Consider the following 22,629-nt stretch of genomic DNA (forward strand, 5'->3'; position numbering starts at 1 on the left):
TCCGGGCACGTCCGGGAGCCGGACCCAGGGTTGCGGCCCTGCTTTCGTGGACGTCGCCGGGATACTGGGGGTGTGGCCGCGGTGGCCGGGCGCTGCCTGGTGGCGAGACGACCGCGGTGGCGGGCGATCGATGAGGAGGACGGTCATGGGCGAGCGCAAGCCGGCCGACATCGGTTTCGAGTCGTGGGTGGACAAGCAGATCCGCGAGGCCACCGAGCGCGGCGAGTTCGACAACCTGCCGGGTGCGGGCAAGCCGCTGCCGGGGCTCAACGCGCACATGCCCTACGACGAGCTGTGGTGGGTCAAGCAGAAGCTGCGCGAGGAAAACGTCTCGGCGCTGCCGCCGACGCTGGCGTTGCGCAAGCAGGCGCAGGAGGCGCGCACCGCCGCCGCCCGAGCCGGTTCGGAGGCCGAGGTGCGCGAGATCGTCGCGGAGATCAACGACAAGATCCGAGAGGCGATCAAGAACCCGGTGGCGGGCCCGCCGCTGAACCTGGCGCCCTTCGACGTGGAGCGCCTGGTCGCCCAGTGGCGCGCGGACCACCCCGGCCAGGATTGAGCCGCCCGGTGTGTGGTCTGTGATCCGCGGCGCCGCGGGTTGAGTCTCACACCGGTGTCAGACTCTAGGTTCGCGGCATGACTTCTTTCACCGTGCAGCGCAACGGCCGGGCGGCCGGCGCCGAGGAGCTGGCGCCGCTGGCGTTCGCCGGCTATGCCCACTTCACCGCGATGCAGGTGCGCGACGGCCGGGTCCGCGGCCTGGACCTGCACCTGGGGCGGCTGCGGTCGGCGTCGCTGGAGTTGTTCGGCCGGGCGTTGCCCGACGACCGGGTGCGTTCCTACCTGCGGGCCGCGATCGAGGCGGGCCCGGCCGATGTGTCGTTGAGGGCCACCGTCTACGCGCCGGCGGGCGAGTTCACCACCGCCGTCGCCGAGGCCGAGCCGGAGGTGCTGGTGCGCACCGGCCCGCCCGCGTCGGGGCCGCGGGGGCCGCTGGCGCTGTCGGTGGTCGAGCACGAACGGTTCGTGCCGGAGGTCAAGCACGTCGGCGAGGCGGCCAAGACCTACTTGCTGCGCCAGGCCGTGCGCGAGGGTTTCGACGACGTCGCGTTCATCGACCGCCACGGCCGGCTCAGCGAGGCTTCGATCTGGAACCTGGCGTTCTGGAACGGTTCGGCGGTGGTGTGGCCGGCGGCCGGGATGCTGGTGGGCACGACGATGGGCATCGTGCGCCGCCGGCTGGAGCGTCTCGGCGTTGCCCAGCGCGAGCAGGAGATCACTCCGGCCGATGTTCCCGCGCTGGCCGGGGCCGTGGTGATGAACTCCTGGACGCCGGGTGTCGCGGTGCGCCGGATCGGCTCGGCGTCGCTGCCGGAGGCGGCGTCCTTCGTGGACCTGCTGCACCGGGCCTACCAGGCCGAACCGTTCACCGCCCCGTGATGTTCGTTCTGTTGTGGACTGTCGTGTCGGTTTCGGGGGCGGCGAGCCAGGTGTCGATGCCGTGGTGCATTTCCCGCTTGGTCTTCTCATCGGCGAAGGAGGCTCGCACCGAGGCGTGCGCGAGCGCGGCCAGGTCGTGGTCGTCGTAGCCGAAGGTGTCGCGCACGAGCGCGTATTCGGCGCTCAGCGTGGTGCCGGCGATGGCGGGGATGTCGGTGTTGACGGTGACGGCCAGCCCTGCGGCACGCAGGCGCGGCAGGGGGTGGGCCGCGGGTGAGGCGGCGAAGCCGAGCAGCACGTTGGAGGACGGGCAGACCTCCAGTGCGATGCCGCGGTCGCGGATCTCGGCGGTGAGCGCGGCGTCGTCGAGGACGCGGATGCCGTGTCCGATGCGCCGGGCGTGGCCGGTGCGGATCGCCTCGCGGACGCTGTCGGCGCCGCAGGCTTCGCCGGCGTGGTGCACCAGGGGAACCCCGGCGTCGCGGGCCGCGTCGAGCACGGCGGCGAAGGGCTCCAGCGGGTAGGACTCCTCCCCCGCCATCCCGATGGCCGCGACCTCGTCGTAGCGGGTGGCCAGGTGCAGGGTGTGCCAGGCGCGGCGCACCGAGCGGCGCCGGGAGTGGTCGAGCAGCACCCGGCAGCGCAGCCCGGTCTCGGCCTGGCCCAGCGCGAGCCCTTCCAGCACCGCTTCCAGCGGCATCTCCAGCGCCCCGAGCCGTTCGCCGTGGGAGGCGGCGGTGAAGGTGACCTCGGCGTAGCGGGTGCCCTGGGCTGCTTCGTCGTGGCAGAACTCGCGCGCGACGCGGGTGAAGTCGCCCGGCCGGACCAGGCAGTGGCGCACCAGCGAGTTGTGGTCGGCGAACTGGCGGAAGCCGGTGAAACCCGCGGGGCGGTCGGGGACGGCGACACCGTTGGCGCGGCCGATCTCGCGCAGGGTGTCCCAGCGCACGGTGCTTTCCAGGTGGACGTGCAGGTGGGCTTTGGGCAGCAGGGCGGGATCGCGCACCGCGGCACCGTAGTCGGCGGGATGTGACCGGCGATACCGGTTTTCGGTTCTGGCGCCGGGAACGGATCTCTCACCTGCGGCATCGCGGTTCCGCGCGGCGGCTGGTGGCGCGCCGGAGGGCCCGCTACAAGATCTTGTGGGCACAGGGGTGGTGCTTTACCGGTCCGTTACCGGTAGGGTCTGACCCGCCGGTGGGGCGACCTACTGGCGACCCTGGCCGTTTGCTCCCTCAGAGTCGATACGGATGACACTTCAAGACGACCTCGCACGACCCTGGTTCCAGCCGGCGGTTCCCAGCGATCCGCGCCGTGACGGTGCGCGAGCCGACGCCGGGCCGGTGACCACTCGCATCGTGGGGGAGCTCTCCCTGGACGAGGCGGGAGTGCCGGCACGCCCCGAGGCTTCGAGGCAGCCTCCGCCGCCGAACCGGGTCGAAGTGACCCAGCCCTACATCCCGGCGATCCGGGATGAGCAGCCCGAGTTCGCCAAGAAGCTCAGTCCCGAGCGGCCGTCGACGGTGGGCGCCTCGGGTCTGGTGACCGATCCGGTGCCCGCGGTGGTCCCGCCACCGGCTGCCGGCCAGCCCATGCCCGCCCCCGAGTTCGCACCCACACCCGCGCCGGGCGCGCCCCCTCCGGCGGAGCCGCCGTCGACGGCGGCGGCCCCGGCCGCGCCGGCCAAGCCGAGTGTGCCGGTCAAGCGGCGCAGCCTGGTCCGGCGCGTGGTGCGCAAGATCATCGGTCCTGACCTGCTGCGCAAGGATCCGCCGAAGAAGCGCCGTTGACGCTGTTGCCGCCGCCGGATACCTCGGGTGCCCGGCGGTGGTGTCGTCGGGCGGGCTGCTGGTGATGGAGCGGGCGATGTCCGTCGGCTCGACCTCGGTGCCGGGACTGTGCGCGACACCGGTCATCGACGTGCTGCTGGTTGTGGCCGACTCCGCCGACGCGTCCTCCTACGTCCCCGCTCTGCGGGCGGCCGGGTACGTGCTGCGCGTCCGTGAGTCCGACTGGTTCGAGCACCGCCTGTTCAAGGGACGAGCCGGCGGCGGAGCCGACGTTGGCACGCCGAGATGGTCGACCGCACAGGGTGATGCATGTCGGCCCGGCGGCGTCCTGATTTGCCGAGATCGGTGTGCGCCCGGCGCTGCTGACGTGCGCTCGTACATTCGGGAATCTGGAGCGCCGCCATGAAGTACACCGTGTCGATCGAGATCGCTCTGCCGCGGGAAAGAGTGGTCCAGTTGCTGGCGGACCCGGCACATCTGCCGAAGTGGCTGCGGGGCTTGGTGCTGCACGAGCCGCTCAGTGGCACACACGGGCAGGCCGGCACCACGTCGCGAGTCGTGATGCAGATGGGCAAGCAAGAGATCGAGTGCACCGAGACCATCACACGGCGGGAACCGGTGGACTTGCACGGGATCCCGAGGGACAGCGTCGTTCATTTCGACCGCGAGATCGTCGGCGAGGGCATGTGGAGCGCCGTGCGCGACCGGCTGACCGAAGCCGGTCCGCAGTCGACGCTGTGGCAGAGCGAGTCCGAGTACCGGTTCAGCGGCGTGCTGATGCGGCTGGTCGGGCTCTTGATGCCCGGCGCCTTCCGCAAGCAGTCGCAACAGCACATGCAGGACTTCAAGGCATTCGCCGAGCAGGGACAGGACGTCCGCGACGCAAAAGACTGATCAGCGGTCTTCGATAGGGTTTGACCGACATCACCACGGAAACCCACCGTGCACGTCGCCTGAGCGGATCTGGTGGCCGCATGGCCGCCGAGCCCGCCTCCTCACCGCGTGATCCACCGCAGCAGCCGCCTGACGCGTGTGGCGGGAGTTGGCCGGGGGCCGCGGCGATGGTCGCGCCAGCGTGGCGTTGCGGCGGCTGCCGTGTGGTTCAGGCGGGGCGGGTGGCGCGGCGGTAGGTCAGGCCGGTGAACACCGCGCCGTCCGGGGCGCGCTGCTCGGTGGGCCCGCCGTCGAGTCCGAATCCGCAGCGTTCCAGCACGCGCTGCGAGGCGTGGTTGGCCAGTTCGGTGCGGGCGGTCAGCTCGCGGATGCCGTGGCCGTGGCTCCACTCCGCCAGCAGTTGCACGGCCCTGCTGGTGGCGCCGAGGCCGCGGGCGGCCGGGGCGAGCCAGAAGCCGACCTCGGCGCTGTGGCCGTGGATGCCGAACAGGGTGATCGAGCCGAGGAAGCGGTCGTCGGTGGCGTCGGCGATGGCCAGCACCGCCAGCTCCCCGCTGCGCAGGCCCTCGGCGATGACGCCGCGGATCTGCTCGCGCACGATGTCGGCGGTGTAGGCGGCCAGCGGCAGGTGCCCGAAGCGGCGCACGGCCTCGTCCGCGGTGCCGCGTGCGAACGCCTCGGCGTCGCGGTCGGCCAGCGGGCGCACGGTGATCACGCCGTCGCCGAGACCCTCGGGGGGCAGGGTGATGGGCTTGGCGGTCTGCATCGGGCCTCCAGAGCACGCCGGCGGGCACCGGTTGGTGATCTTGTACGGTCCACGGTAGCAAGCCGGCCGGTTCCGGCCGGGCCGCCGGGCACCAGCTCGGGCGTCCCGCGATCTGGATCGGTGCGGCCGCGCCGCGGCGCCGATCGCCTACCCTGGCGGAGGCGGCCGACCCCTTGTGACTTTCCATTGAGGACACCGATGACGTTGACCCCCGAGCACGCCGGGTTGCCGGTGCTGGCCGACAGCGTGCGGCTGGCCGGCGACGGTGTGCACCTGCTGGACCGCAGGGTGTTCCCGTTCGAACGGGTGTGGGTGCACGCCCGCACCGCCGAGGACGTGGCCCGGGCGATCGAGCAGATGGTCACCCAGTCCTCCGGCCCCTACTTCGCCACGCTGTGGGGCATGGTGCTGGCGGCGCGGGAGGCGGTGGCCGAGGACCCGGCCACCGCACGGCAGCGCATGACCGAGGCCGGGCGGCGTTTCGTGGCCACCCGCCCCACCAACGACCAGCCCCGCAAGGCCGTGGACCAGGTGCTCGCGGCCGTCGACGCCGACCCGGACGCCGATGTGGCCGAGGCGGCGCTGGCCGGTGCTCGCGCCGGCGACGCGGACTACCGGCGCCGCAGCGCCGAGATGGGCGGGGCGGCCGCGGCGTTGCTGCCCGACCGGGCGCGCGTGCTGACCCACTGCTGGGGAGACCTGTACCTGGTCGGCATGGTCCAGGCGGCCCTGGACCTGGGCAAGCAGCTGGTGTTCTTCTGCACCGAGACCCGCCCCTACCTGCAGGGCGCGCGGCTGACGGCCGAGACGCTGGGCGAGATGGGCGTGGACACCACGCTGATCACCGACGGCATGGGTGCCTCGCTGTTCAGCCGGGGCGAGGTCGACGCGCTGGTGACCGCCAGCGACCGGGTCAGCATGGACGGTCACGTCATCAACAAGGTCGGCACGCTGCAGCTGGCGGTGGCCGCTCACACCTTCGGCGTGCCGTTCCACGCGCTGTGCCACGCCCCCGACCCGCACTCGCCGACCGGGTCGGACGTGCCGATCGAGTACCGCGACGGCGAGGAGGTGCTGCACACGCTGGGCCACCGCACCGCCAGCACGCGGGTGCGGGGGCTGTACCCGGCCTTCGACATCACTCCCCCGCGTTTCGTCACCACCATCGCCACCGACCGCGGTGCCTTCCCGGCCGAGCGCGTCGGTGACTACTGGAAGGAGTCCCAGCGGTGAGCGCGTCGGTTGCCGCCCGGTGGGTCGTGCTCGACATCGAGGGCACGCTGACCCCCACCAGCCAGGTGCACGTGGTGCTCTACGACTACGCCCGGCCGCGGCTGGGCCCGTGGATCCACGACCACCCCGATGACCCGGTGGTGCGCAAGGCCGTCGAGGACGTCAAGTCCGACGCGGGCCTGCCTGCCGAGGCCACGACCGAGCAGGTGGTGGCGGTGCTGCACGGCTGGATGGACGCCGACCGCAAGGCCGCGCCGCTGAAGACGCTGCAGGGGCTGATCTGGCAGGAGGGCTACGCCCGCGGGGAGCTGACCACCGACTACTTCGCCGACGTGGTGCCGGCGCTGCGGGCGTGGCGGCAGCGGGGCCTGGTGCTGGCGGTGTTCTCCTCGGGCTCGGTGGCCGGGCAGGTCGCCTCGTTCTCCCACACCACCTCGGGGGACCTGCGGGGGTTGTTCGCCCAGCACTTCGACACCGTCAACGCCGGACCCAAACGCGAACGCGGCTCCTACGAGGTGATCGCGACCGCGCTCGGCGCGCAGCGGCCGTCGGAGATCGTGTTCCTGTCCGACGTTCCCGCCGAGCTGGACGCCGCCGAGGAGGCAGGCTGGGCCACGGTGGGGCTGGCGCGGCCCGGCGAGCCCTACGCCGAGGCCGACTTCGGCTCCCACCCGGTGGTGGGCGCCTTCGACGACATCGACATCGAGGTGATTTCGTGAGCACCGTGGCGCTGAAGGAGGCCGGTGCGGCGCTGGCGGCGGAGTCGGCGCGCTTCGCCGCGCTGGGCTGGATGCGCGGCACGTCCGGCAACCTGTCGCAGACCCTGTCCCACGACCCGCTGCGGCTGGCGGTGACCGTCAGCGGCCGCGACAAGGGCGAGCTCGGCGATCAGGACGTGGTCGTGGTCGACGCCGACGGCGCCGCCGTGGCCGACCAGCCCACCCCACAGGCCCGGCCGTCGGCCGAGGCGGGCCTGCACGCCCGGATCGCGCGGGTCGCCGGAGCGGGCGCGGTGGTGCACGTGCACATGCTGGCGCCGGTGGTGGCCGCGCAGCGCTGGCCCGAGGGGGTGGTGCTGCGCGACCTGGAGATGCTCAAGGGGCTGCAGCGCTCGGCCCACGACGACGAGATGACCGTGCCGGTGGTGGCCAACAGCCAGGACATGGCGGTCCTGGGTGATGCGTTCGAGTCGGGTTTCGACCCGGCCACGCCGGCGCTGATCGTGGCCCGCCACGGCGTGTACGTGTGGGGTCGCGATCTCCAGCAGGCCCGGCACCGCACCGAATGCCTGGAGTGGCTGCTGCAGTTCAAGCTGGCCACCGAAGAGCGCTAGGCACCAGAGGAACCGTCGCAGGAGGCGATCGCATGTCATTGCTGACCGTGTGGCCCGACACCGATCCGGGCACGGTGGAGTTGCGCACCGAGGATCCGCGGGAGATCACCGACGTGCTCAAGCAGTTCGGGGTGAGCTTCAGCCGCTGGCAGCTGCGGGAGCTGCCGCAGCGACCGTCCTCGGAGGAGGTGCTGGAGGCCTACCGGGCCGAGGTGGACGAGGTCATCGAGCGGGAGGGCTACATCAAGGTCGACGCGGCGGTGATGGCGCCGTCGCAGGACCCGCAGTGGCCGGCCCAGGCCAAGGCGGCGCGGGAGAAATTCCTGTCCGAGCACACCCACGACGATGACGAGGACCGCTTCTTCGCCCGCGGCGCCGGGGTGTTCTACCTGCACATCGGTGACCGGGTGTATGCGATGTTGTGCGAGGCGGGCGATCTGCTGAGCGTGCCGGCCAACACCACGCACTGGTTCGACATGGGCACCGAGCCGGACTTCGTGGCGATCCGCTTCTTCCACGACGACGACGGCTGGGTCGGTGAGTTCCTCAACACCGACACCGCCGAGAAGTTCCCGACGTTCGACGAGCTGATGGCCTCGCGGTAGTCGCACACGCCGGCGGCTGTGGGGCCGTGGCCTGCGACCACGGCCCCACAGCGATGTTCGGTCCACGGCAGTGCCGGAGCGCCGTTTCCCGTTCGCGACCAGCGGTTCGAGCGATCTTTCGGGCCGTCCGCCGACGTTCCTGCTCAAGACGTAGATCCCCCGGGGGGCGGTTACGCCTCCGCTGCGTCGTAGTCGGCGGACTTGGTGAGCTTCTCGTTGTACCGGATTTCGGCGAGCATGCTCTCGAGCTGGTCGATGGCCATGTCGTACGCGGGTGTGCCGAGTAGTAGCCGCTGGGGGTGACCAGCGCCGGACAACGCCGTGATGATGGCCTGGGCGGCGCGTCGGGGGTCGCCGGGCTCGTTGCCGGTACCGGCCCGGAACTCGGAGCGCTGGACACCGGCGGTGGAACGGTAGTCCGCGATCTCGTGTTCCGGCAGTGTTTCGTTGGCCGAGCGACCGGCCCAGTCGGTGCGGAACGGGCCGGGCTCGACCAGCAAGGTGGTGATCCCGAGCGGTTCGACCTCCTGGCGCAGGGCGTCGGTCAAGCCTTCGACCGCGAACTTGGTGGCGGCGTAGTAGCCGACCGCCGGGAACGCGCGCAGGCCGCCGATGGAGGAGAAGTTCACGATCGTCCCGCGGCGACGGGCGCGCATACCGGGCAAGACAGCGCGGATAACGTCTGAGAGGCCGAAGACGTTGATGTCGAAGATCCGGCGGATCTCGGCGTCGGTGCTTTCCTCAACCGCGGCGAAGTAGCCGATGCCGGCGTTGTTGACCAGTACGTCGATACCGCCGAAGTGCTCCTCGGCCTCCTTGACGGCCGCGCGCACTTGACCGGGCTCGGTGACGTCCACGGCCAGTGCCAGGGCGCGGTCGTCGTGCCCGTCGACGAGGTCGGCGACCTGGTCGAGGTTGCGGGCGGTGACCACGGCCCGGTCTCCGGCGTCGAGCACAGCCTGGGTCAACTCGCGTCCGAATCCGGTGGAGCAGCCGGTGATGAACCACGTCTTCACGAAAAAAGGTCCCTTCCAGAACTGGGAAAACGATCGATCCGCCGCGCCGGGATTCGCATCGTCGGCGCAACGGGTGCCATGTCAGGCAATCACCCCGCAGCGGGGATTCAGCGGTTCTTGCAGGCTCCGATCTGCGAGGGAACGTGGTGCCTAGGACTCGGCGACCTACCTTTCGGGCCGCTGGGTGCGTACCTGGCGTGCACCATGGGGGACATGTCCGGCAACGTCGATCTCAGCGAGTTCTTGCGCACCCGGAGGGCGCGCATCAGCCCGGAGTCGGTGGGGCTACCGGAGCGAGGGGCCTATCGGCGAGTGCCTGGACTGCGCCGCGAGGAGGTGGCCCAGCTGGCCGGGATGAGCACCGACTACTACACCCGGCTCGAGCAGGGGCGGCAGATCAGCCCGTCCGACAGCGTGCTCGACGCGGTGGCCGCCGCGCTGCGTCTGGACGAGGCCGAGCGTGTACACCTGTTCGACCTGGCTCGCCCCAAACCGGCCAGGGCTCGCCGCGCGGAGCCGCCTGTGCAGAAGGCCCGGGCGGGGCTGCGGCGGTTCGTGGACTCGTTCCAAGATCATGCGGCGTTCGTCCTTGGGCGGCGCACCGATGTGCTGGCCACCAACCACTTGTGCCGGGTGCTGCTGGCCGATTTCGATGCCATGCCCTACTCGGAGCGGAACCTGACCCGCTGGATCGTCCTCGACGAAGCCGCCCATGCGCTCTACGTGGACTGGGAGAAGATCGCCGCGGAGATGACCGCCATCCTGCGCTTCGACGCTGGGCGCCACCCCGACGACACCCGCACCGCGGAGCTGGTCGGAGAGCTGACCATGAAGAGCGAGCGCTTCCGCCGCTGGTGGGCCGAGCACAAGGTGCTGGAGCGGAACTTCGGCCAGAAGCGCTTCCACCATCCCGTCGTGGGGCCGCTGACCATCGACTACCAGGCGTTCACCATGCCCGGCGACGAGGACCAGACCCTGTTCGTCTACCTGCCCGCCCGGGACCGCACCTCCCAGGACGCCTGGCGGCTGCTGACCAGCTGGAACGCCACCCCACCCGACCGCGGGCCCGCCCCGTCGGCAGGACTCCCGCAGCACAGTGACACCACCAAGAAAGAGTGATCCATGAACAGCGCCAAGCCCCTCGCCCTGGTCACCGGCGCCTCCAACGGCATCGGCTACGAACTGGCCATCCTGTTCGCCAAGAAGGGGTTCGACCTGGTGGCCACAGGCCGCAGCGAGAAGATCCACGACGCCGCCGAGGAGTTCACCCGCCTCGGCGCCCATGTCGAGGCGGTCCGCGCCGACCTGAGCGCCCATGACGCAGTCGAGAAGGTGTGGCAGGAGGTCGAAGCCACCGGTAGGCCGCTGGAAGCCGCCGCGATCAACGCCGGCGTCAGCATCGGGGGCGCGTTCCTCGACAACGACCTCGACGACGAGCTGAACCTCATCAGCCTCAACATCACCTCCGTGGTCCACCTGGCCAAACGAGTCTCCACCGCCATGGCCCGGCAGCGCCGCGGCCGGATTTTGATCACCTCGTCGCTGTCGGCGACCCTGCCCACCCCGTACGAGACCGTCTACGGCCCCTCGCGCGCTTTCACCCGCATGTTCGCCCTTGGCCTGCGCGAGGAACTGCGCGACTCCGGCGTCACCGTCACCACCCTGATGCCCGGAGCCACCAACAGCGACTTCCACGCCCGCGCCGGGATGAACAACACCGCCTTCGGCCCCACGGCGAACAAGAACGACAAGGTCGAAGTCGCCCGCCAAGGATTCGAGGCGATGCTGGCCGGCCGCGCGCAGGTCGTCGGCGGTGACCGCACCACCAAGCGCACCGCGCTCCTGCACCGGTTCCTGCCCGAAACCCTCAAAGCCGTCCGCCACGCCCGCAAAGCCAAACCCCGCACCTGAGTGTCACGGTTGAGGATCGGCAATCGAACACTCACCTTTGGCTCTCATTCGTCACGCTGCTGGGCCTGCAGCTGATGAAGCTCAGGTCAGACAAGTCGATCACGACCGCCTTCACCGCGGCGGCCGACCGGGGCATAGCCAGCCCGGCGAATCGCGGAGTGGTCGAGGTGTCCAGGTCAAGGTGTCCTGTCTCAGGACCTCACGGACAGTAATGTCTGATGACGTCGTGGACAGTTGTGGTGTGAGTCGTTGCTAGCGGACGCTGCGGTCCGGTGTCAGCGTCCGCACGACCGTGTCGCCGATCATGATGCTGACGCGGTCGCCTTGCCAGTGCAGGGTAGCGGTCTGGCGGGCCCAGCGGCGGCTGATGACGATTGAGCAGCCGGAGAGGCGATGACGCCGGTGCTTGGTGACCGGACGCTGGGTGACGCCGGCGAGTCGGACCGGCCTGTCCGGGGCGGCTTTGGTGGCTGCGTCGTAGCGTTGCTGCGGGGTCTGACCGCCGATGCCTTGATGCCGGCCATTGTTGTACATCTCCCGGTATATCTCCAGAAGGTGGTGCAGCTGGTCAAGATTGGCCGGTGTGGGCCGCTTGTCAAGCCACTTGCGTAGGGTTTGGTGGCTGCGTTCGTCTTTGCCGCAGGTTTGCGGGTGATACGGCGAGGAAGCGATCGTCTGTACCCCGGTCTCGGCCAGGCGGCGTTCCAGGGCAGCCATGCCCCCGCGGTGCTTGCCGGAGAACGCCGCCGCAATCGGGGGCGGTACTCGCTGTGGTCGTCGCACGGCATCGATGCTCTTCGCCCGCCCGGCGTGGCGCATCAGTGTGGACCAGGGGCGTTGCCCTGGCGCGGGTCGGGGAGATTCTCCACCGCCGTGTCGCCGGCACCAGGTTGTGGGTTGAGCCGGCGTTGGATCCAGTCCACGCCGAAGCGCACGACGGCGGCGGCGTCGAACAGGTGGCTTTCGGCGGCGGCGACGTGGCCGCGAGTGCCGATCCCGGCGGCGAGCATGTCGCGGGCGATGACGGTGAACGGCCACTGGTCGCCGGGCACGACCGCGCTGTAGTCGAAGGCGGCGTCCTCGGTGTCGATGTCGTGGAAGCGCCGCCAGGTGCGGCGGCCGTCGACGAGGATGGGCTGCTCGTAGTCCACGTAGCGCTTGCCGGGTGCCTCGGCGAGCGCTTCGGCGTGGTGCAGGATCGTCAGCGAGTCCAGCGGCGCCCCGAGCAGCAGGACCCGCCCGCCTGCTTCCGCGAGGCGGGCGAGCGGGGTGCCGGGGCCGTGGGGGTCGTCCCAGGGGTGGTCGTCCATCAGCGCGTGCGCGCGGGCGCCCAGGGCGGCGAAGCTGGCGTCGGGGTGGCGGCTGCGCACCGCGCCGGGCCTGCGGCGCAGCGCTTCGGGCAGCCGGCCGTTGGCGTGGTCGGCTTCCGACAGCAGCGGGTCGTAGGGCGGGTGTTCGGCGCGCAGCGCGTCCTGCCACGGCTGGGGCCAGTCGGTGAACTCGTAGGGAGGGGCGTCGTTCCAGCCGCAGGTGACCATCAGCGTCCCCTGTGGACCGACGACGTCCAGCAGCGCGTCGATGACCGTGGTGGGGCCGCCGGCGACGTAGCCCAGCGCCGACATCCGGGTGTGGAACATCACGGTGTCGCCGCGGGCCAGGCCCAGCTCGCCGAGGTCGGCCACCAGGCGGCTGCGGGTCACCGGCCCGCCGCTGCGCCGCAGCAACTGCTGCTCGTCCATGCCGGGCACGGTAGCGGTCTCCGGTACGGGGCGCGCCTGGTTTTCTCCCCCGGCCTCCCGCTGGGGTCCGTGAACTGCTGAACCCGGGTGGCCGGGCGAGCGCGTGAACCGCCCCGGTCGCGGGAGCCCGTCGAGGCGGGGGTCGAACCGCGTGTGGTGGGGCCTAGCGGGCGCCGGGGATCTCGCCGGTGGAGGTGACGTGGTCGGCGATGTCGCGCAGCTTGATGTTGCGGTGCTGCGAGCTCCTCTTGAGCACCTGGAATGCCTGGTCCTCGTCGAGCCGGTAGCGCTCCATGACGATGCCCAGGGCCTCCCCGATCCGCTGGCGGGTGGTGATCGCGGTCTGCAGCTGGGCGTCCATGCGCGCCGAGGAGAAGGCGACCGCGGCGTGGGAGGCCACGACCCAGCCGATCAGCTCGGAGTGCTCGGTGAACGCCTCGGGCCGGGAGGAGTACAGGTCCAGGGCGCCGTACTCGTCCTCGTCGGTGTAGAGCAGCAGGCCCATCATGCTGGCGATGCCGAGGTCGCGGGCGTGCGGGGCGTACTGCGCCCAGCGCTGCACGGAGCCGGTCATGTCGGCGATGCGGTAGACCTGCACGCCGTTGTCGGCGGCGTCGAAGCACGGCCCCTCGCACAGCTCGCCCTGCAACGCGTCGGAGCGGCGGACCAGATCCGAGGTCGCCGCGGCGGTCTCGACCTGCCGCCTGTTGTGCAGCAGCAGGATCCCGGCCTGCTCGCAGCCGTCGACCAGTTCCACGGCGTGTTCCACGATGCTGTCGAGGGTGTTCTGGACGGTGTCCTGCGACAGCAGGTTCCTCGACATCCGCGCCAGCGCGATCGCCAGCTCCTGATCGCCTGCGGTCTCCATGCTCACCACCTCCCGGGCCCGCGAACGCCGCGGGCCTCTGCCCGTGGCCTACCCGTCCAGGGGCGTTGTCGACACCGGGCGCACGGGTCCGTACGGTGGTGGTGTTGGTTGAGCGAGCAGCTGGCATGACCTGAGAGGTCGGGCCGGGGCACGCTCCCACTTCCTTTCCGCCCACGTCAGGCGGTGCTCGTGTCAGCCCGGCTCTTTCTGGTCCGGCGCTGCCTGCCGCCTCCGGCGGCGGGTGCGCCCCATCCTTTGGCGATGAGAGGAGCCAGGCGTGCTTGTGCACACTCCGGTGACCGAACTTTTCGACAACTCCGCGCGCAGGCGCGGCGACCGGCCGGCGGCCCACGAGCGCGGGCTGCGGCTGCGCATGGACTTCACCGAGCCGCCGGTGGCGGTGCTGTGCGTCAGCGGCGAGCTGGACGCGGCCACGACCCCGCGGCTGGCCGAGGTGCTGTGGCCTCGGTTGCTGACCGAGCTGCGGGCGCTGGTGATCGATCTTGGCGACGTGAGCTTCCTCGGCGTGGACGCGCTGCGGCTGCTGGCCGGCGCCCACAGCGAGGCCGCGCACCGCGGTGTCGCGCTGTGCCTGACCGACAGTGCTCGCCCGGTGCGCCGGGCGCTGGCCGCGGCAGGGCTGCACGACGCGCTGCCCTGCTTCGACGACGTGGCCGCGGCCCGCGCGGCCCTGACCACCGCCGCGCGGCCCGTCGCATCCCGTTGACCACCGTGGATCCCAGGAGGAACACGACCATGTCCCAGAACGCATCCACCGTCAGGACGCTGCTGCGTGCGTTGCGTGCCGAAGCGGCGACCATGGCCGCCGCCCGCCATCGCTTCCTGCGCCCCGGTACGCGGCCGTGACCCCACCCGTGTGAGTCCGTGCAGGGCCCCGCGTCATCCCGCGCGGTGGCCCCTGCGGGTGTCAGGCCAGGTAGGACTCCAGGGCGTCGACGCCGGCCCGGGCACCGCCGCACTCGCGCAGCGTGCGCTGCATGTCGGCGAGGTTGGCGCGCACGTCCTGGTCGCCTGCGACCTGCTCCACCGCCGAACGCAGCTGCTCGGCGGTGACCTCGTTGGTGACCAGCCGCCTGCCCAGGCCCAGTTCCTCGACCCGCTGGGCGTTGAGCGCCTGCTCGGGCATCTGCGGCACCGCCACCAGCGGCACCCCGTAGTACAGCGACTCCATGGTGGAGTTCATGCCGGTGTGCGACAGGAACGCCGAGGCGTGCCGCAGCACCGCCAGCTGCGGGAACGACTCGCGCACCTCGAAGTTGGCCGGGGGCTCGCCGAGCTCGGAGACGTCGGTGCCGGCACCGACCGACAGCGCGACCTGCCAGCGGCTTTCGCCGAAGGCCTCGAAGCACATGCGGTAGAAGTCCGGGCGCTTGTTGAACGCGGTGCCCAGCGAGATGTACAGCAGCGGCGAGGCGGGGTCGCGCGGTTCCCACTGCTCGACCTCGCGCTGGCCGAACATCGGGCCCAGGAAGCGGAACCGCTCGTCGAAGCTGTCGCCTTCGAGCTGGAACCGGCGGGGCAGGAACGACAGGTTCAGCCCGGCGATGTCGTGCTCGTCGAACCCGGTGCCCGCCGACACGCCGAACTCCTCGCCCAGTTCCTGCAACTGCCGCGTGAACTCGGCGAAGTGGGCGGGGTCGAATCCGGCCGTCGGCGTCATCCGCTCGCGCAGCGAGAACGTCTCGTTGGAGGCGAAGCTCGGCATCAGCTTGACCGCGGGCACCTCGCACTTCTGGGCGGCCATGCGCGCCATGACGGTCATCATGTCGTAGCAGACCGCGTCGGGTGTGTCGGTGGCGAAGCGGTCCAGCAGCAGCGGCAGGCTGGTGCGGGTGTTGTCGAGCATCAGCTGCATCATGACGCGGATCTCGGCGCCGTCGAGGCGATCGGTCATGGGCGGGACGTCGGGCATCCGGAAGCCCACGTCCAGGATCTCGGCGCCGGCTTTCTCGGCGCCGGCCAGGGAGTGGCGGGCGCCGGCGTAGGTGACCCGGTGGCCGCGTCGCACGAGTTCCTCGACCAGGGGGATGGTCGGGTTGATGTGCCCCGCGGCGGGCAGGGAGACGAACGCGAAGTGCTTGGTCATGGGTTCCTCACGCGGACGATGGCGGCCGTGGCGAACGCTCGGCGGGCGCTCGGGGTTCGATTATCCTCGCCTCCGAGGCTGTTGAACATGTGTTGAATTCAACGTGTGTGCGGGTGGCGCCCGCGCCACCGTGGCGGAATGTCCATTTCGGCCGGACCGGTCCCGGTTGCCGGATTCCGGGAAAGCGGTGGGCAGTTCAGGCGGTGAGCACGCGGGCGCCGTGGTCGGTGATCGCGATGGTGTGCCCGGCGCGGGCGGCGCGGCTGCCGTCGCCGGTGACCACGGTGCTCCCGTCGTCGGCGAGGCTCACCTCGTCTCCGCCGCCGGCCAGCAGCACCGGGCGCAGCAGCAGGACCATGCCCGGGCGAAGCGGCGCGCCGCGGCCGGGCCGGCCTTCGCCGGGCACCGGTGGCTCTTCGCGCGGGCCGCGTCCGATGCCGTGTCCGCCGGAGGCGGCGGGGATGCCGTAGCCGCCGCTGCGGGCCACGACGCCGAGGGCGTGGGAGAGGTCGCCGACGCGCCGCCCGGGCCGGGCCGCGGCGATGGCGTCGTCAAGGGCCTGGTGGGCGGTCTGCATCAGGATGAGGTCTTCGGGGTCGACGGTGCCGATGCCGATCGTGGCCGCCGCGCGGGCGCACCAGCCGTCGACGCGGGCCAGACAGTCGATCCCGAGCAGGTCGCCGCCGGTGAGACGGGTGGCATCGGGCACTCCATGGCCGACGACGTCGTTGACCGACGCCGACATCGCCGTGTCCGGATCGCCGCCCAGCGGCAGCGGTAAGGCTGTGTGCTCGCGCAGCACAGCGCGGGCCAGCTCGTCGAGTTCGCTCAGCCGCACGTCGGCGCGGGCGTGGGCGCGTACGGCCCGCAGCGCGGCGGCCACGGCGCGGCCGGCCTCGCCCAGCGCGTCCAGTTCCGCGCTGCTCCTGAGCTCGATCAACCCCTGCCACCCCATCGGCACCGGTATCCCATCCACTCCGGTGTCCCGCGACCGGCGAGCTGGACCGGGCATCTGCGGCGACATTAGTATCACGCGCATGGTGCGTGTTCCGCTGAACCAGCACGAACGCGACCGGGGCGAACACCTCGGGCGGATCCTGCGCGAGGCCCGCGGCACGCGCAGCATGATCGAGGTCGCGGCGTGCTCGGGCATCTCGGTGGAGACGCTGCGCAAGATCGAGAAGGGCCGCATCCCCACCCCGGCGTTCTTCACCGTCGCCGCGATCGCCGAGGCGGTCGGGCTGTCGCTGGACGCGCTGCGCGACACCCTGGCCGAGCAGGAGCCCCGGCCCTCCCTGACAGCCTGACCCCCCGCCTTCCACACTCGCGGGCCACCGGGGACCGCGTGCCCCGCGAGTCGTTCGGGCTGCCACAACGACTCACGGGCACGGCCCGGCGGTGCGGTCTCGGCGTGGTCAGCCCTTGACGCAGACGACCTGCTTGAGGTGGGCCACGACCTCCACCAGGTCGGTCTGGGCCTTGATCACCTCGTTGATGTCCTTGTAGGCGGCCGGGATCTCGTCGACCACACCGGCGTCCTTGCGGCACTCCACCCCGGCGGTCTGCTCGGCCAGGTCGCGCGCGGTGAAGGACTTGCGGGCCCTGGTGCGCGACATCCGCCGGCCGGCACCGTGGGAGGCCGAGGTGAACGCCTCGGTGTTGCCCAGCCCCCGCACGATGAACGAGCCGGTGCCCATGCTGCCGGGGATGATGCCCAGCTCCCCGCTGCCTGCCCGGATGGCGCCCTTGCGGGTGACCAGCAGCTCCACGCCGTCGTAGGTCTCCTCGGCGACGTAGTTGTGGTGGCAGGAGATCGGCTCGTCGAACCGCGTGCCCGCCACGGTGTCGGCCAGCGCCCGCTGCACCAGCGACACCATGACCGCGCGGTTGCGGCGCGCGTACTCCTGGGCCCAGAACAGGTCCCGCCGGTAGTGGCGCATCTGCGGGGTACCCGCCACGAACACCGCCAGGTCCCGGTCGGGCAGGTCGGCGTTGTGCGCCAGGCCCCTGGCGATCTCGATGTGGCGCTCGGCCAGCTCCTTGCCGATGTTGCGCGACCCCGAGTGCAGCATCAGCCACACCCGCCCGTCGTCGGTGCCGCCCTGCTCCAGGCACACCTCGATGAAGTGGTTGCCGCCGCCGAGGCTGCCCATCTGCGCCAGCGCCCGCTCCCGCCGGTTCTGCACACCCTCGTGCAGCTCCCCGAAGCCACTCCAGAACCGGTCCCAGTCACCGGTGCCCGGCACGCGCCGGACGTCCACGGGGTGGGTGTGCATGCCGAAGCCCACCGGCACCGCCGACTCGATCCGCGAGCGCAGCCCCGAGAGGTCGTCGGGCAGGTCGGCCGCGCGCAGCGAGGTCCGCACCGCGCTCATCCCGCAGCCGATGTCGACCCCGACCGCCGACGGCGAGACCGCGTCGCGCATGGCGATCACGCTGCCGACCGTGGCCCCCTTGCCCAGGTGCACGTCGGGCATCACCGCAACGCCGTGCACCCAGGGCAGGTCTGCGATGTTGCGCAGCTGGTGCATGGCGGCGTCCTCGACCTGGCGCGGGTCGGCCCACATGCGGATGGGCACCCGGCTGCCCTGCACGGCGGTGAACACATCGTCCTCCCTGTTCGGGCCACCACCGGTCCGCGGTGGTGGCGAACGAAAAAGCGGCAGCCGCCGGGGTCGTTCGGCCCCGGCGGCTGCCACTGCTGGACTCGGCGTGGATCAGCGTGGTGGTCTCGCGCGGCGACCGGGGGCACGGCGGCGGGCCTGCCGTGGTTGCTGTGCTGTGACCACGGGTGCCTCCTCCCGGTGCGGCGCGAGCTGTCAGGCGGTGATCATGCCGGTCCGCCGGGTCGACGACAACCGAATTCCCCGGATCCGCGGCGCCCACACCTGACACGTCCGGTGATCGCGGTAGCGCCCTGTGCGATCGCCGCACCGGCGTGATCGACACGTGCGTCAGCTCACACCGCTGCTTCTGCGGGCTCGTGCGCTCGGAAGATCCGGATCGCGCCGGGGTGTCGATCAGCGATTAGGACACGGAAAGATCACGCGTTCGCTACGATTCGGCGGCCAGGTCGGGGTTGGCTACGAGATGCACGCGAGGAGAGTCGGCGACGTTGTCTTCGGATCACCCCGGTCTGCTGCGCCGCTGGTGGTGGAAGAGCCCGCTGCCCGCGCGGCTGGTCCCCGCCTCGGGACTGGTCGCGGCGGTCGCCTTCACCGCCGTCGGGGCCCTGCCCGACCCGGCACCCGCCACCGCACCGGCCGCGCGCCACTTCGCCCCGGCCCCGGCGCCGACCACCGCTCCGGCGCCTTCCCCCGCGCCCGTGCCGACCACCCCTGCGCTCCCGGCTCCGCCGCCGGAGACCACGACCGCCGCGCCACCGTCGACCACCACCACGACGACGACCGCGGAGCCGTCGAGCCCGGCGCCCGACACGACCACACCTCGCCCGGCTCCACTTCCGCCGCCACCACCGCGACCGCGGCCGCAACCACCGGAACCGACCACGACGACCACCACCGAGGAGTCGGTCCCGGTGGTCACCCCCGGCAAGCGCTGCGAGCGCCAGGGCGATGCCGGCCGCACCCCCGAGGGCGCCGCGGCCAGCTGCCAACCCGACGACGACGGCGATCTGAGGTGGACCACCCAGTGGTGAACGACTCCCGCCCCACCGGGGCCCTGCACCTGCTCGAACACGGCCCCTACGCGCCGCGCTGCCCGCACGGCCACGGCCCGCTGGCCGCCACCACCGACCCCCAGGCCCCCACCGGCACGGCCATGGTCTGCCCCACCTGCGGCGCTCGCCGCGGCATGGAGGTCACCATGCTCAGCACCCTGCTCAACCCCGGCGGCCCGGCCTCCCGCTTCGACGTGCCGCTGGCGGTCAGCCCCGACACTCCCTCTGCTCCCTCCACTCTCTCGACGGAGCAGACGACCGAGATCCCCGTGGTCCGGGAGCCCGTACCTGAGGCCGCCGAGGCTGACGAGCCCGCCGTGGGCGAGGAACCTGTGGAGCTTGAACCCGCGTGGTCACCGCAGGCTCCTGCCGACACACCCGACGAGCCGTCGGCAGCGCTGGCCGATGACGACACCCAGCGGCTGCTGCTGGACACCCTGTGGAAAGCCCGCGCCGAAGGCACCCGCGACGACCTCGAGGAACCCGCCACCGCACCGCGCCGCCCGACCCGCGGACAGCGCCGCGACGGCATCATCCGCACCACCGGCTGGTTGCAGATCGGCGGCCGCATGATCAGCTCCGGCCTCTGGGCACTGCTGGCGGGCCTCGCCCTCGGCTTGGCCCTGCTGCCCGTCTCGCCCTGGGCCGTCGCGGCGCTGCCCCTGGCCTTCTACCTCGCCTGGCGCGTGAGCACCCGCTGGATCTGGCCCGCCACCCGCGCGGTCAACCGCGGCCGCGCCCCCGCCGAGGAACTGCTGCCCGGCACCGCCGTGCGGCTGCACGGCCCCATCGGCCCCGTCGGCATCGTCGAACGCGTCCGGCCCGCACGCCGCGACCGCGTCCGCATCGACTACGAAGGCGGCACCCGCCGCATCGTGCCCGCCGGCACCCGCTGCCACCTGGTCGAACTACGCGACTAGCGAAAGTCGCAGGAGCGGTATGCACGCCGATGCGAGCCCCGCCCCACACCGCAAGCGGCTAGCACCGCTCGCGAAAGCCAGCGCCTATGCCTCCCGGACGAAGTCGGTCAACAGGGTGTGGTCCTTGGCCGGCCCGACCACCGTCCACTCCTGCCGCCACCGGTCTCGGTCCCACACCCGGAACTCACCCCGGTACATGTCATCCCGGCACGGATGACCCACCCGCCACAACCCGGTCCGCAGGTCCAGGTCGTGGAAGAACGTCCCATAGTCGAAGTACACATCGGCCCGCCCTTCCCCCGACACCCGGTAGTGCAGGCAGCGGTGCGCCGGACCCCGATGCGCCCCGAGCTCCAGCAGCCCCTCCTCCCGGAACTCCAACCCCCACTCCACCGGCGAGAACACCGCCACACCCGAAAACGACCCGATCCGCGCCCCCGCGGCATCGACGATCTCCCGCTCCACACCCCAGCGCCCCCCGAGGAACCCCACCAGGTCCCGCACACCCCACAGCTGCGGCTCAGGCTCCGGCACCCGTCGAACCCCCCACCACGGCATCCGAGGACGACGAGCCCGACTCCTCCTCCTTCGGCGGCAGCAAACCCGACACGTCCCCACCGGTGTCGTTGACCCGCAACACGAACGGACGCGTCTCGGTGTAGCGCACCACGCTCACCGAACACGGATCCACCACGATCCGCTGAAACCCGTCCAGATGCAGCCCCAGCGCATCGGCCAGCACCGCCTTGATCACATCACCATGACTGCACGCCACCCACACCGCGTGCGGCCCGTGCTCGGCACTGATCCGCCGGTCGTGCTCGCGCACCGCCTCCACCGCCCGCGCCTGCACCTGCGCCAGCGCCTCCCCACCCGGGAACACCGCCGCCGACGGGTGCTGCTGCACCACCTTCCACAACGGCTCCTGCGTCAGGTCCTTGACCGCCCGGCCCGTCCACTGCCCGTAATCCACCTCGGCCAGCCGATCCTCGACCACCACCGGCACACCCAGCCCATCGGCCAACCCCGCCACCGTGTCCTGGCACCGCTGCAACGGCGAGACCACCAACCCGCTCACCGGAATCCCCGACAACCTGCCCGCAAGCCCCTCGGCCTGCACCCGCCCCGTCTCGTCCAAACCCACACCGGCGGTACGACCCGCCAGCGTCCCGGAACCGTTCGCCGCCGACCGCGCGTGCCGCAGCAGGATGAGAGTCGCCACGCCGCCGAGGGTAGGCCCACCACCACCGGCCACCCCACACACCCCGCGCACGAAAAAGGGGCGGCCCGGCGCAACGCACCGGACCGCCCCGCGACCACCTCACCGCATCACGGCTGGATGACCCCGAAACCGAGCAGACCGAACAGCACCAGACCCAACACGATCCGATACCACACGAACAGGTACACGCTGTGCTTCTGCACGTACCGCAGCAACCACGCGATCACCGCGTACCCGACCACACCGGCCACCACCGTCGCCACGATCATCTGCGCCCCCGTCGGCTGCACACCGTGCGCACTCGGCTCGAACACGTGCGACACCTCCGACACCCCGGCGGCGAACACCGCCGGAATCGCCAGCAGGAAAGAAAACCGCACGGCCGTCGGACGGTCCAACCCCAGCGACAGACCCGCCGTGATCGTCCCACCCGAACGCGACACACCCGGGATCAACGCCAACGCCTGCGCCGACCCCATCAACACGCCATCCCGCATCGTCAACTTGTCATGACCACGCCGCTGCGCACCGAACCGCTCGGCCAACCCCATCAGGATCCCGAACAGGATCAACATCGCACCCGTGATCCACAGGCTGCGCAACGCGCCCCGGATGTAGTCCTGGAACAGAAAACCCAGCACACCGATCGGCAAGCTGCCCACGATCACATACCACGCCAACCGGTAGTCCTGCGTCCTGCGCACCTCGGCGCTGACCAGACCGCGGAACCACGTCACCACCAACCGCACGATGTCACCGGCGAAGTAGATCACCACCGCCAACTCCGTGCCGATCTGCGTGACCGCGGTGAACGACGCACCCGCATCCGAGCCGAAGAACAACTTCGACACGATCGACAGATGCCCGGACGACGAAATCGGAAGGAACTCAGTGAGCCCCTGGACCACGGCGAGCACCATGGCCTGCAACCACGACAACTAAACCCACTCCAGCACGATCGAGAGATTTCCAGTGCGGCACCGGCCCCACGCGCCGGCCACCTCGCTCCTCCGGCCAGAGATCTTGCAGTATCGCCCTCACCCACCCGGTAGCGGCCCGCCCTTACCGCCACCACGACCGCGCCACCCCAGCACACACCGCGTGAC

27 protein-coding genes are annotated in these 22,629 nt (G+C 71.3%); 14 read left to right on the forward strand and 13 right to left on the reverse strand.

Annotation, left to right across the window (positions count from 1 at the left end; translation table 11 throughout):
- Positions 1-145 precede the first annotated feature (145 nt).
- Positions 146-559, forward strand: coding sequence for a DUF1992 domain-containing protein (locus HUO13_RS20795; protein ID WP_211896791.1), 414 nt, complete (start codon positions 146-148; stop codon positions 557-559).
- 77 nt (positions 560-636) lie between these two features.
- Positions 637-1,440, forward strand: a complete 804-nt coding sequence (locus tag HUO13_RS20800) for an aminotransferase class IV family protein (RefSeq protein ID WP_211896792.1) — start codon at positions 637-639, stop codon at positions 1,438-1,440.
- Here the strand turns inward: HUO13_RS20800 and add are convergent.
- Positions 1,427-2,446 carry an adenosine deaminase gene (gene add / locus HUO13_RS20805; protein WP_211896793.1) on the reverse strand — a complete coding sequence of 340 codons (1,020 nt, stop codon included), beginning with the start codon at positions 2,444-2,446 and terminating at the stop codon, positions 1,427-1,429. The two genes, HUO13_RS20800 and add, sit on opposite strands and share 14 nt — an antisense overlap.
- A gap of 244 nt (positions 2,447-2,690) precedes the next feature.
- On the opposite strand from add, the gene HUO13_RS20810 reads away from it, so the two are divergent.
- Genes HUO13_RS20810 through HUO13_RS20820 form a run of 3 tightly spaced genes read left to right on the forward strand, consistent with a single transcriptional unit; the run spans position 2,691 to position 4,124 of the window.
- Complete coding sequence (locus HUO13_RS20810; RefSeq protein ID WP_249123905.1) at positions 2,691-3,230, forward strand: hypothetical protein; 540 nt, start codon at positions 2,691-2,693, stop codon at positions 3,228-3,230.
- Positions 3,231-3,267: 37 nt separating this feature from the next.
- Complete coding sequence (locus tag HUO13_RS20815; protein ID WP_249123906.1) at positions 3,268-3,636, forward strand: GrpB family protein; 369 nt, start codon at positions 3,268-3,270, stop codon at positions 3,634-3,636.
- Positions 3,633-4,124: an SRPBCC family protein gene (locus tag HUO13_RS20820; RefSeq protein ID WP_211896794.1), complete on the forward strand. Its 492-nt coding sequence runs from the start codon at positions 3,633-3,635 to the stop codon at positions 4,122-4,124. The genes HUO13_RS20815 and HUO13_RS20820 overlap by 4 nt, the downstream gene beginning before the upstream one ends.
- 208 nt (positions 4,125-4,332) lie before the next feature.
- Here HUO13_RS20820 and HUO13_RS20825 read toward each other — a convergent pair whose 3' ends face one another.
- A complete protein-coding gene (locus tag HUO13_RS20825; protein WP_211896795.1) occupies positions 4,333-4,890 on the reverse strand; it encodes a GNAT family N-acetyltransferase in 558 nt (185 codons plus the stop codon).
- A gap of 198 nt (positions 4,891-5,088) precedes the next feature.
- Here HUO13_RS20825 and HUO13_RS20830 point away from each other — a divergent pair, with 198 nt between their 5' ends.
- Genes HUO13_RS20830 through HUO13_RS20845 form a run of 4 tightly spaced genes read left to right on the forward strand, consistent with a single transcriptional unit; the run spans position 5,089 to position 8,061 of the window.
- Positions 5,089-6,123 carry a s-methyl-5-thioribose-1-phosphate isomerase gene (locus HUO13_RS20830; RefSeq protein ID WP_211896796.1) on the forward strand — a complete coding sequence of 345 codons (1,035 nt, stop codon included), beginning with the start codon at positions 5,089-5,091 and terminating at the stop codon, positions 6,121-6,123.
- Complete coding sequence (mtnC, locus tag HUO13_RS20835) at positions 6,120-6,842, forward strand: acireductone synthase (RefSeq protein ID WP_211896797.1); 723 nt, start codon at positions 6,120-6,122, stop codon at positions 6,840-6,842. The genes HUO13_RS20830 and mtnC overlap by 4 nt, the downstream gene beginning before the upstream one ends.
- Positions 6,839-7,456, forward strand: a complete 618-nt coding sequence (mtnB, locus tag HUO13_RS20840) for a methylthioribulose 1-phosphate dehydratase (RefSeq protein WP_211896798.1) — start codon at positions 6,839-6,841, stop codon at positions 7,454-7,456. The genes mtnC and mtnB overlap by 4 nt, the downstream gene beginning before the upstream one ends.
- Positions 7,457-7,488: 32 nt before the next feature.
- A complete protein-coding gene (locus HUO13_RS20845; RefSeq protein ID WP_211896799.1) occupies positions 7,489-8,061 on the forward strand; it encodes a 1,2-dihydroxy-3-keto-5-methylthiopentene dioxygenase in 573 nt (190 codons plus the stop codon).
- Between the two features lie 170 nt (positions 8,062-8,231).
- Here HUO13_RS20845 and HUO13_RS20850 read toward each other — a convergent pair whose 3' ends face one another.
- Entirely contained in the window at positions 8,232-9,077 is an 846-nt protein-coding gene (locus HUO13_RS20850; RefSeq protein WP_211896800.1) for an oxidoreductase, read from the reverse strand.
- Between the two features lie 213 nt (positions 9,078-9,290).
- Between HUO13_RS20850 and HUO13_RS20855 the strand changes: the two genes are divergently transcribed.
- Both HUO13_RS20855 and HUO13_RS20860 read left to right on the forward strand, forming a co-directional pair.
- Positions 9,291-10,196: a helix-turn-helix transcriptional regulator gene (locus HUO13_RS20855; RefSeq protein WP_211896801.1), complete on the forward strand. Its 906-nt coding sequence runs from the start codon at positions 9,291-9,293 to the stop codon at positions 10,194-10,196.
- 3 nt (positions 10,197-10,199) lie between these two features.
- Complete coding sequence (locus HUO13_RS20860) at positions 10,200-10,988, forward strand: SDR family NAD(P)-dependent oxidoreductase (RefSeq protein WP_211896802.1); 789 nt, start codon at positions 10,200-10,202, stop codon at positions 10,986-10,988.
- Positions 10,989-11,240: 252 nt separating this feature from the next.
- Here HUO13_RS20860 and HUO13_RS20865 read toward each other — a convergent pair whose 3' ends face one another.
- From HUO13_RS20865 to HUO13_RS20875, 3 genes are all read right to left on the reverse strand, one after another.
- Entirely contained in the window at positions 11,241-11,705 is a 465-nt protein-coding gene (locus HUO13_RS20865) for an integrase core domain-containing protein (protein ID WP_211896803.1), read from the reverse strand.
- Between the two features lie 101 nt (positions 11,706-11,806).
- The gene (gene aac(3), locus HUO13_RS20870) at positions 11,807-12,727 is read right to left on the reverse strand and encodes an aminoglycoside 3-N-acetyltransferase (RefSeq protein WP_249123907.1); all 921 of its coding nucleotides are present in this window, start codon (positions 12,725-12,727) and stop codon (positions 11,807-11,809) included.
- Positions 12,728-12,890: 163 nt separating this feature from the next.
- Complete coding sequence (locus tag HUO13_RS20875; protein ID WP_211896804.1) at positions 12,891-13,595, reverse strand: GAF and ANTAR domain-containing protein; 705 nt, start codon at positions 13,593-13,595, stop codon at positions 12,891-12,893.
- A gap of 277 nt (positions 13,596-13,872) precedes the next feature.
- Here HUO13_RS20875 and HUO13_RS20880 point away from each other — a divergent pair, with 277 nt between their 5' ends.
- Complete coding sequence (locus HUO13_RS20880; RefSeq protein WP_211896805.1) at positions 13,873-14,322, forward strand: STAS domain-containing protein; 450 nt, start codon at positions 13,873-13,875, stop codon at positions 14,320-14,322.
- Between the two features lie 201 nt (positions 14,323-14,523).
- Here HUO13_RS20880 and HUO13_RS20885 read toward each other — a convergent pair whose 3' ends face one another.
- On the reverse strand, positions 14,524-15,702 hold the full coding sequence (locus HUO13_RS20885; protein ID WP_211896806.1) for a macrolide family glycosyltransferase: 1,179 nt from the start codon (positions 15,700-15,702) through the stop codon (positions 14,524-14,526).
- Positions 15,703-15,898: 196 nt separating this feature from the next.
- Positions 15,899-16,714, reverse strand: a complete 816-nt coding sequence (locus tag HUO13_RS20890; RefSeq protein ID WP_211896807.1) for a M24 family metallopeptidase — start codon at positions 16,712-16,714, stop codon at positions 15,899-15,901.
- Between the two features lie 25 nt (positions 16,715-16,739).
- Between HUO13_RS20890 and HUO13_RS20895 the strand changes: the two genes are divergently transcribed.
- Positions 16,740-17,009 (forward strand): helix-turn-helix domain-containing protein, encoded by a 270-nt coding sequence (locus HUO13_RS20895; protein WP_211896808.1) that lies wholly within the window; start codon positions 16,740-16,742, stop codon positions 17,007-17,009.
- A 108-nt stretch (positions 17,010-17,117) separates the two neighbouring features.
- Here the strand turns inward: HUO13_RS20895 and HUO13_RS20900 are convergent, their stop codons facing one another.
- Entirely contained in the window at positions 17,118-18,308 is a 1,191-nt protein-coding gene (locus tag HUO13_RS20900; protein ID WP_211896809.1) for an RtcB family protein, read from the reverse strand.
- 520 nt (positions 18,309-18,828) lie between these two features.
- Positions 18,829-19,248, reverse strand: a complete 420-nt coding sequence (locus tag HUO13_RS20905; protein WP_211896810.1) for a hypothetical protein — start codon at positions 19,246-19,248, stop codon at positions 18,829-18,831.
- A 105-nt stretch (positions 19,249-19,353) separates the two neighbouring features.
- On the opposite strand from HUO13_RS20905, the gene HUO13_RS20910 reads away from it, so the two are divergent.
- Positions 19,354-20,301 (forward strand): hypothetical protein, encoded by a 948-nt coding sequence (locus HUO13_RS20910; protein WP_211896811.1) that lies wholly within the window; start codon positions 19,354-19,356, stop codon positions 20,299-20,301.
- A gap of 84 nt (positions 20,302-20,385) precedes the next feature.
- Here HUO13_RS20910 and HUO13_RS20915 read toward each other — a convergent pair whose 3' ends face one another.
- From HUO13_RS20915 to HUO13_RS20925, 3 genes are all read right to left on the reverse strand, one after another.
- Entirely contained in the window at positions 20,386-20,835 is a 450-nt protein-coding gene (locus HUO13_RS20915) for a DUF6314 family protein (RefSeq protein ID WP_249123908.1), read from the reverse strand.
- Positions 20,822-21,523 (reverse strand): histidine phosphatase family protein, encoded by a 702-nt coding sequence (locus HUO13_RS20920; protein WP_211896813.1) that lies wholly within the window; start codon positions 21,521-21,523, stop codon positions 20,822-20,824. The genes HUO13_RS20915 and HUO13_RS20920 overlap by 14 nt, the downstream gene beginning before the upstream one ends.
- A gap of 107 nt (positions 21,524-21,630) precedes the next feature.
- Positions 21,631-22,452: an undecaprenyl-diphosphate phosphatase gene (locus HUO13_RS20925; protein WP_432757862.1), complete on the reverse strand. Its 822-nt coding sequence runs from the start codon at positions 22,450-22,452 to the stop codon at positions 21,631-21,633.
- Positions 22,453-22,629: the final 177 nt, after the last annotated feature.

The sequence above is a fragment of the Saccharopolyspora erythraea genome (genome assembly GCF_018141105.1).
Lineage (GTDB): Bacteria > Actinomycetota > Actinomycetes > Mycobacteriales > Pseudonocardiaceae > Saccharopolyspora_D > Saccharopolyspora_D erythraea_A.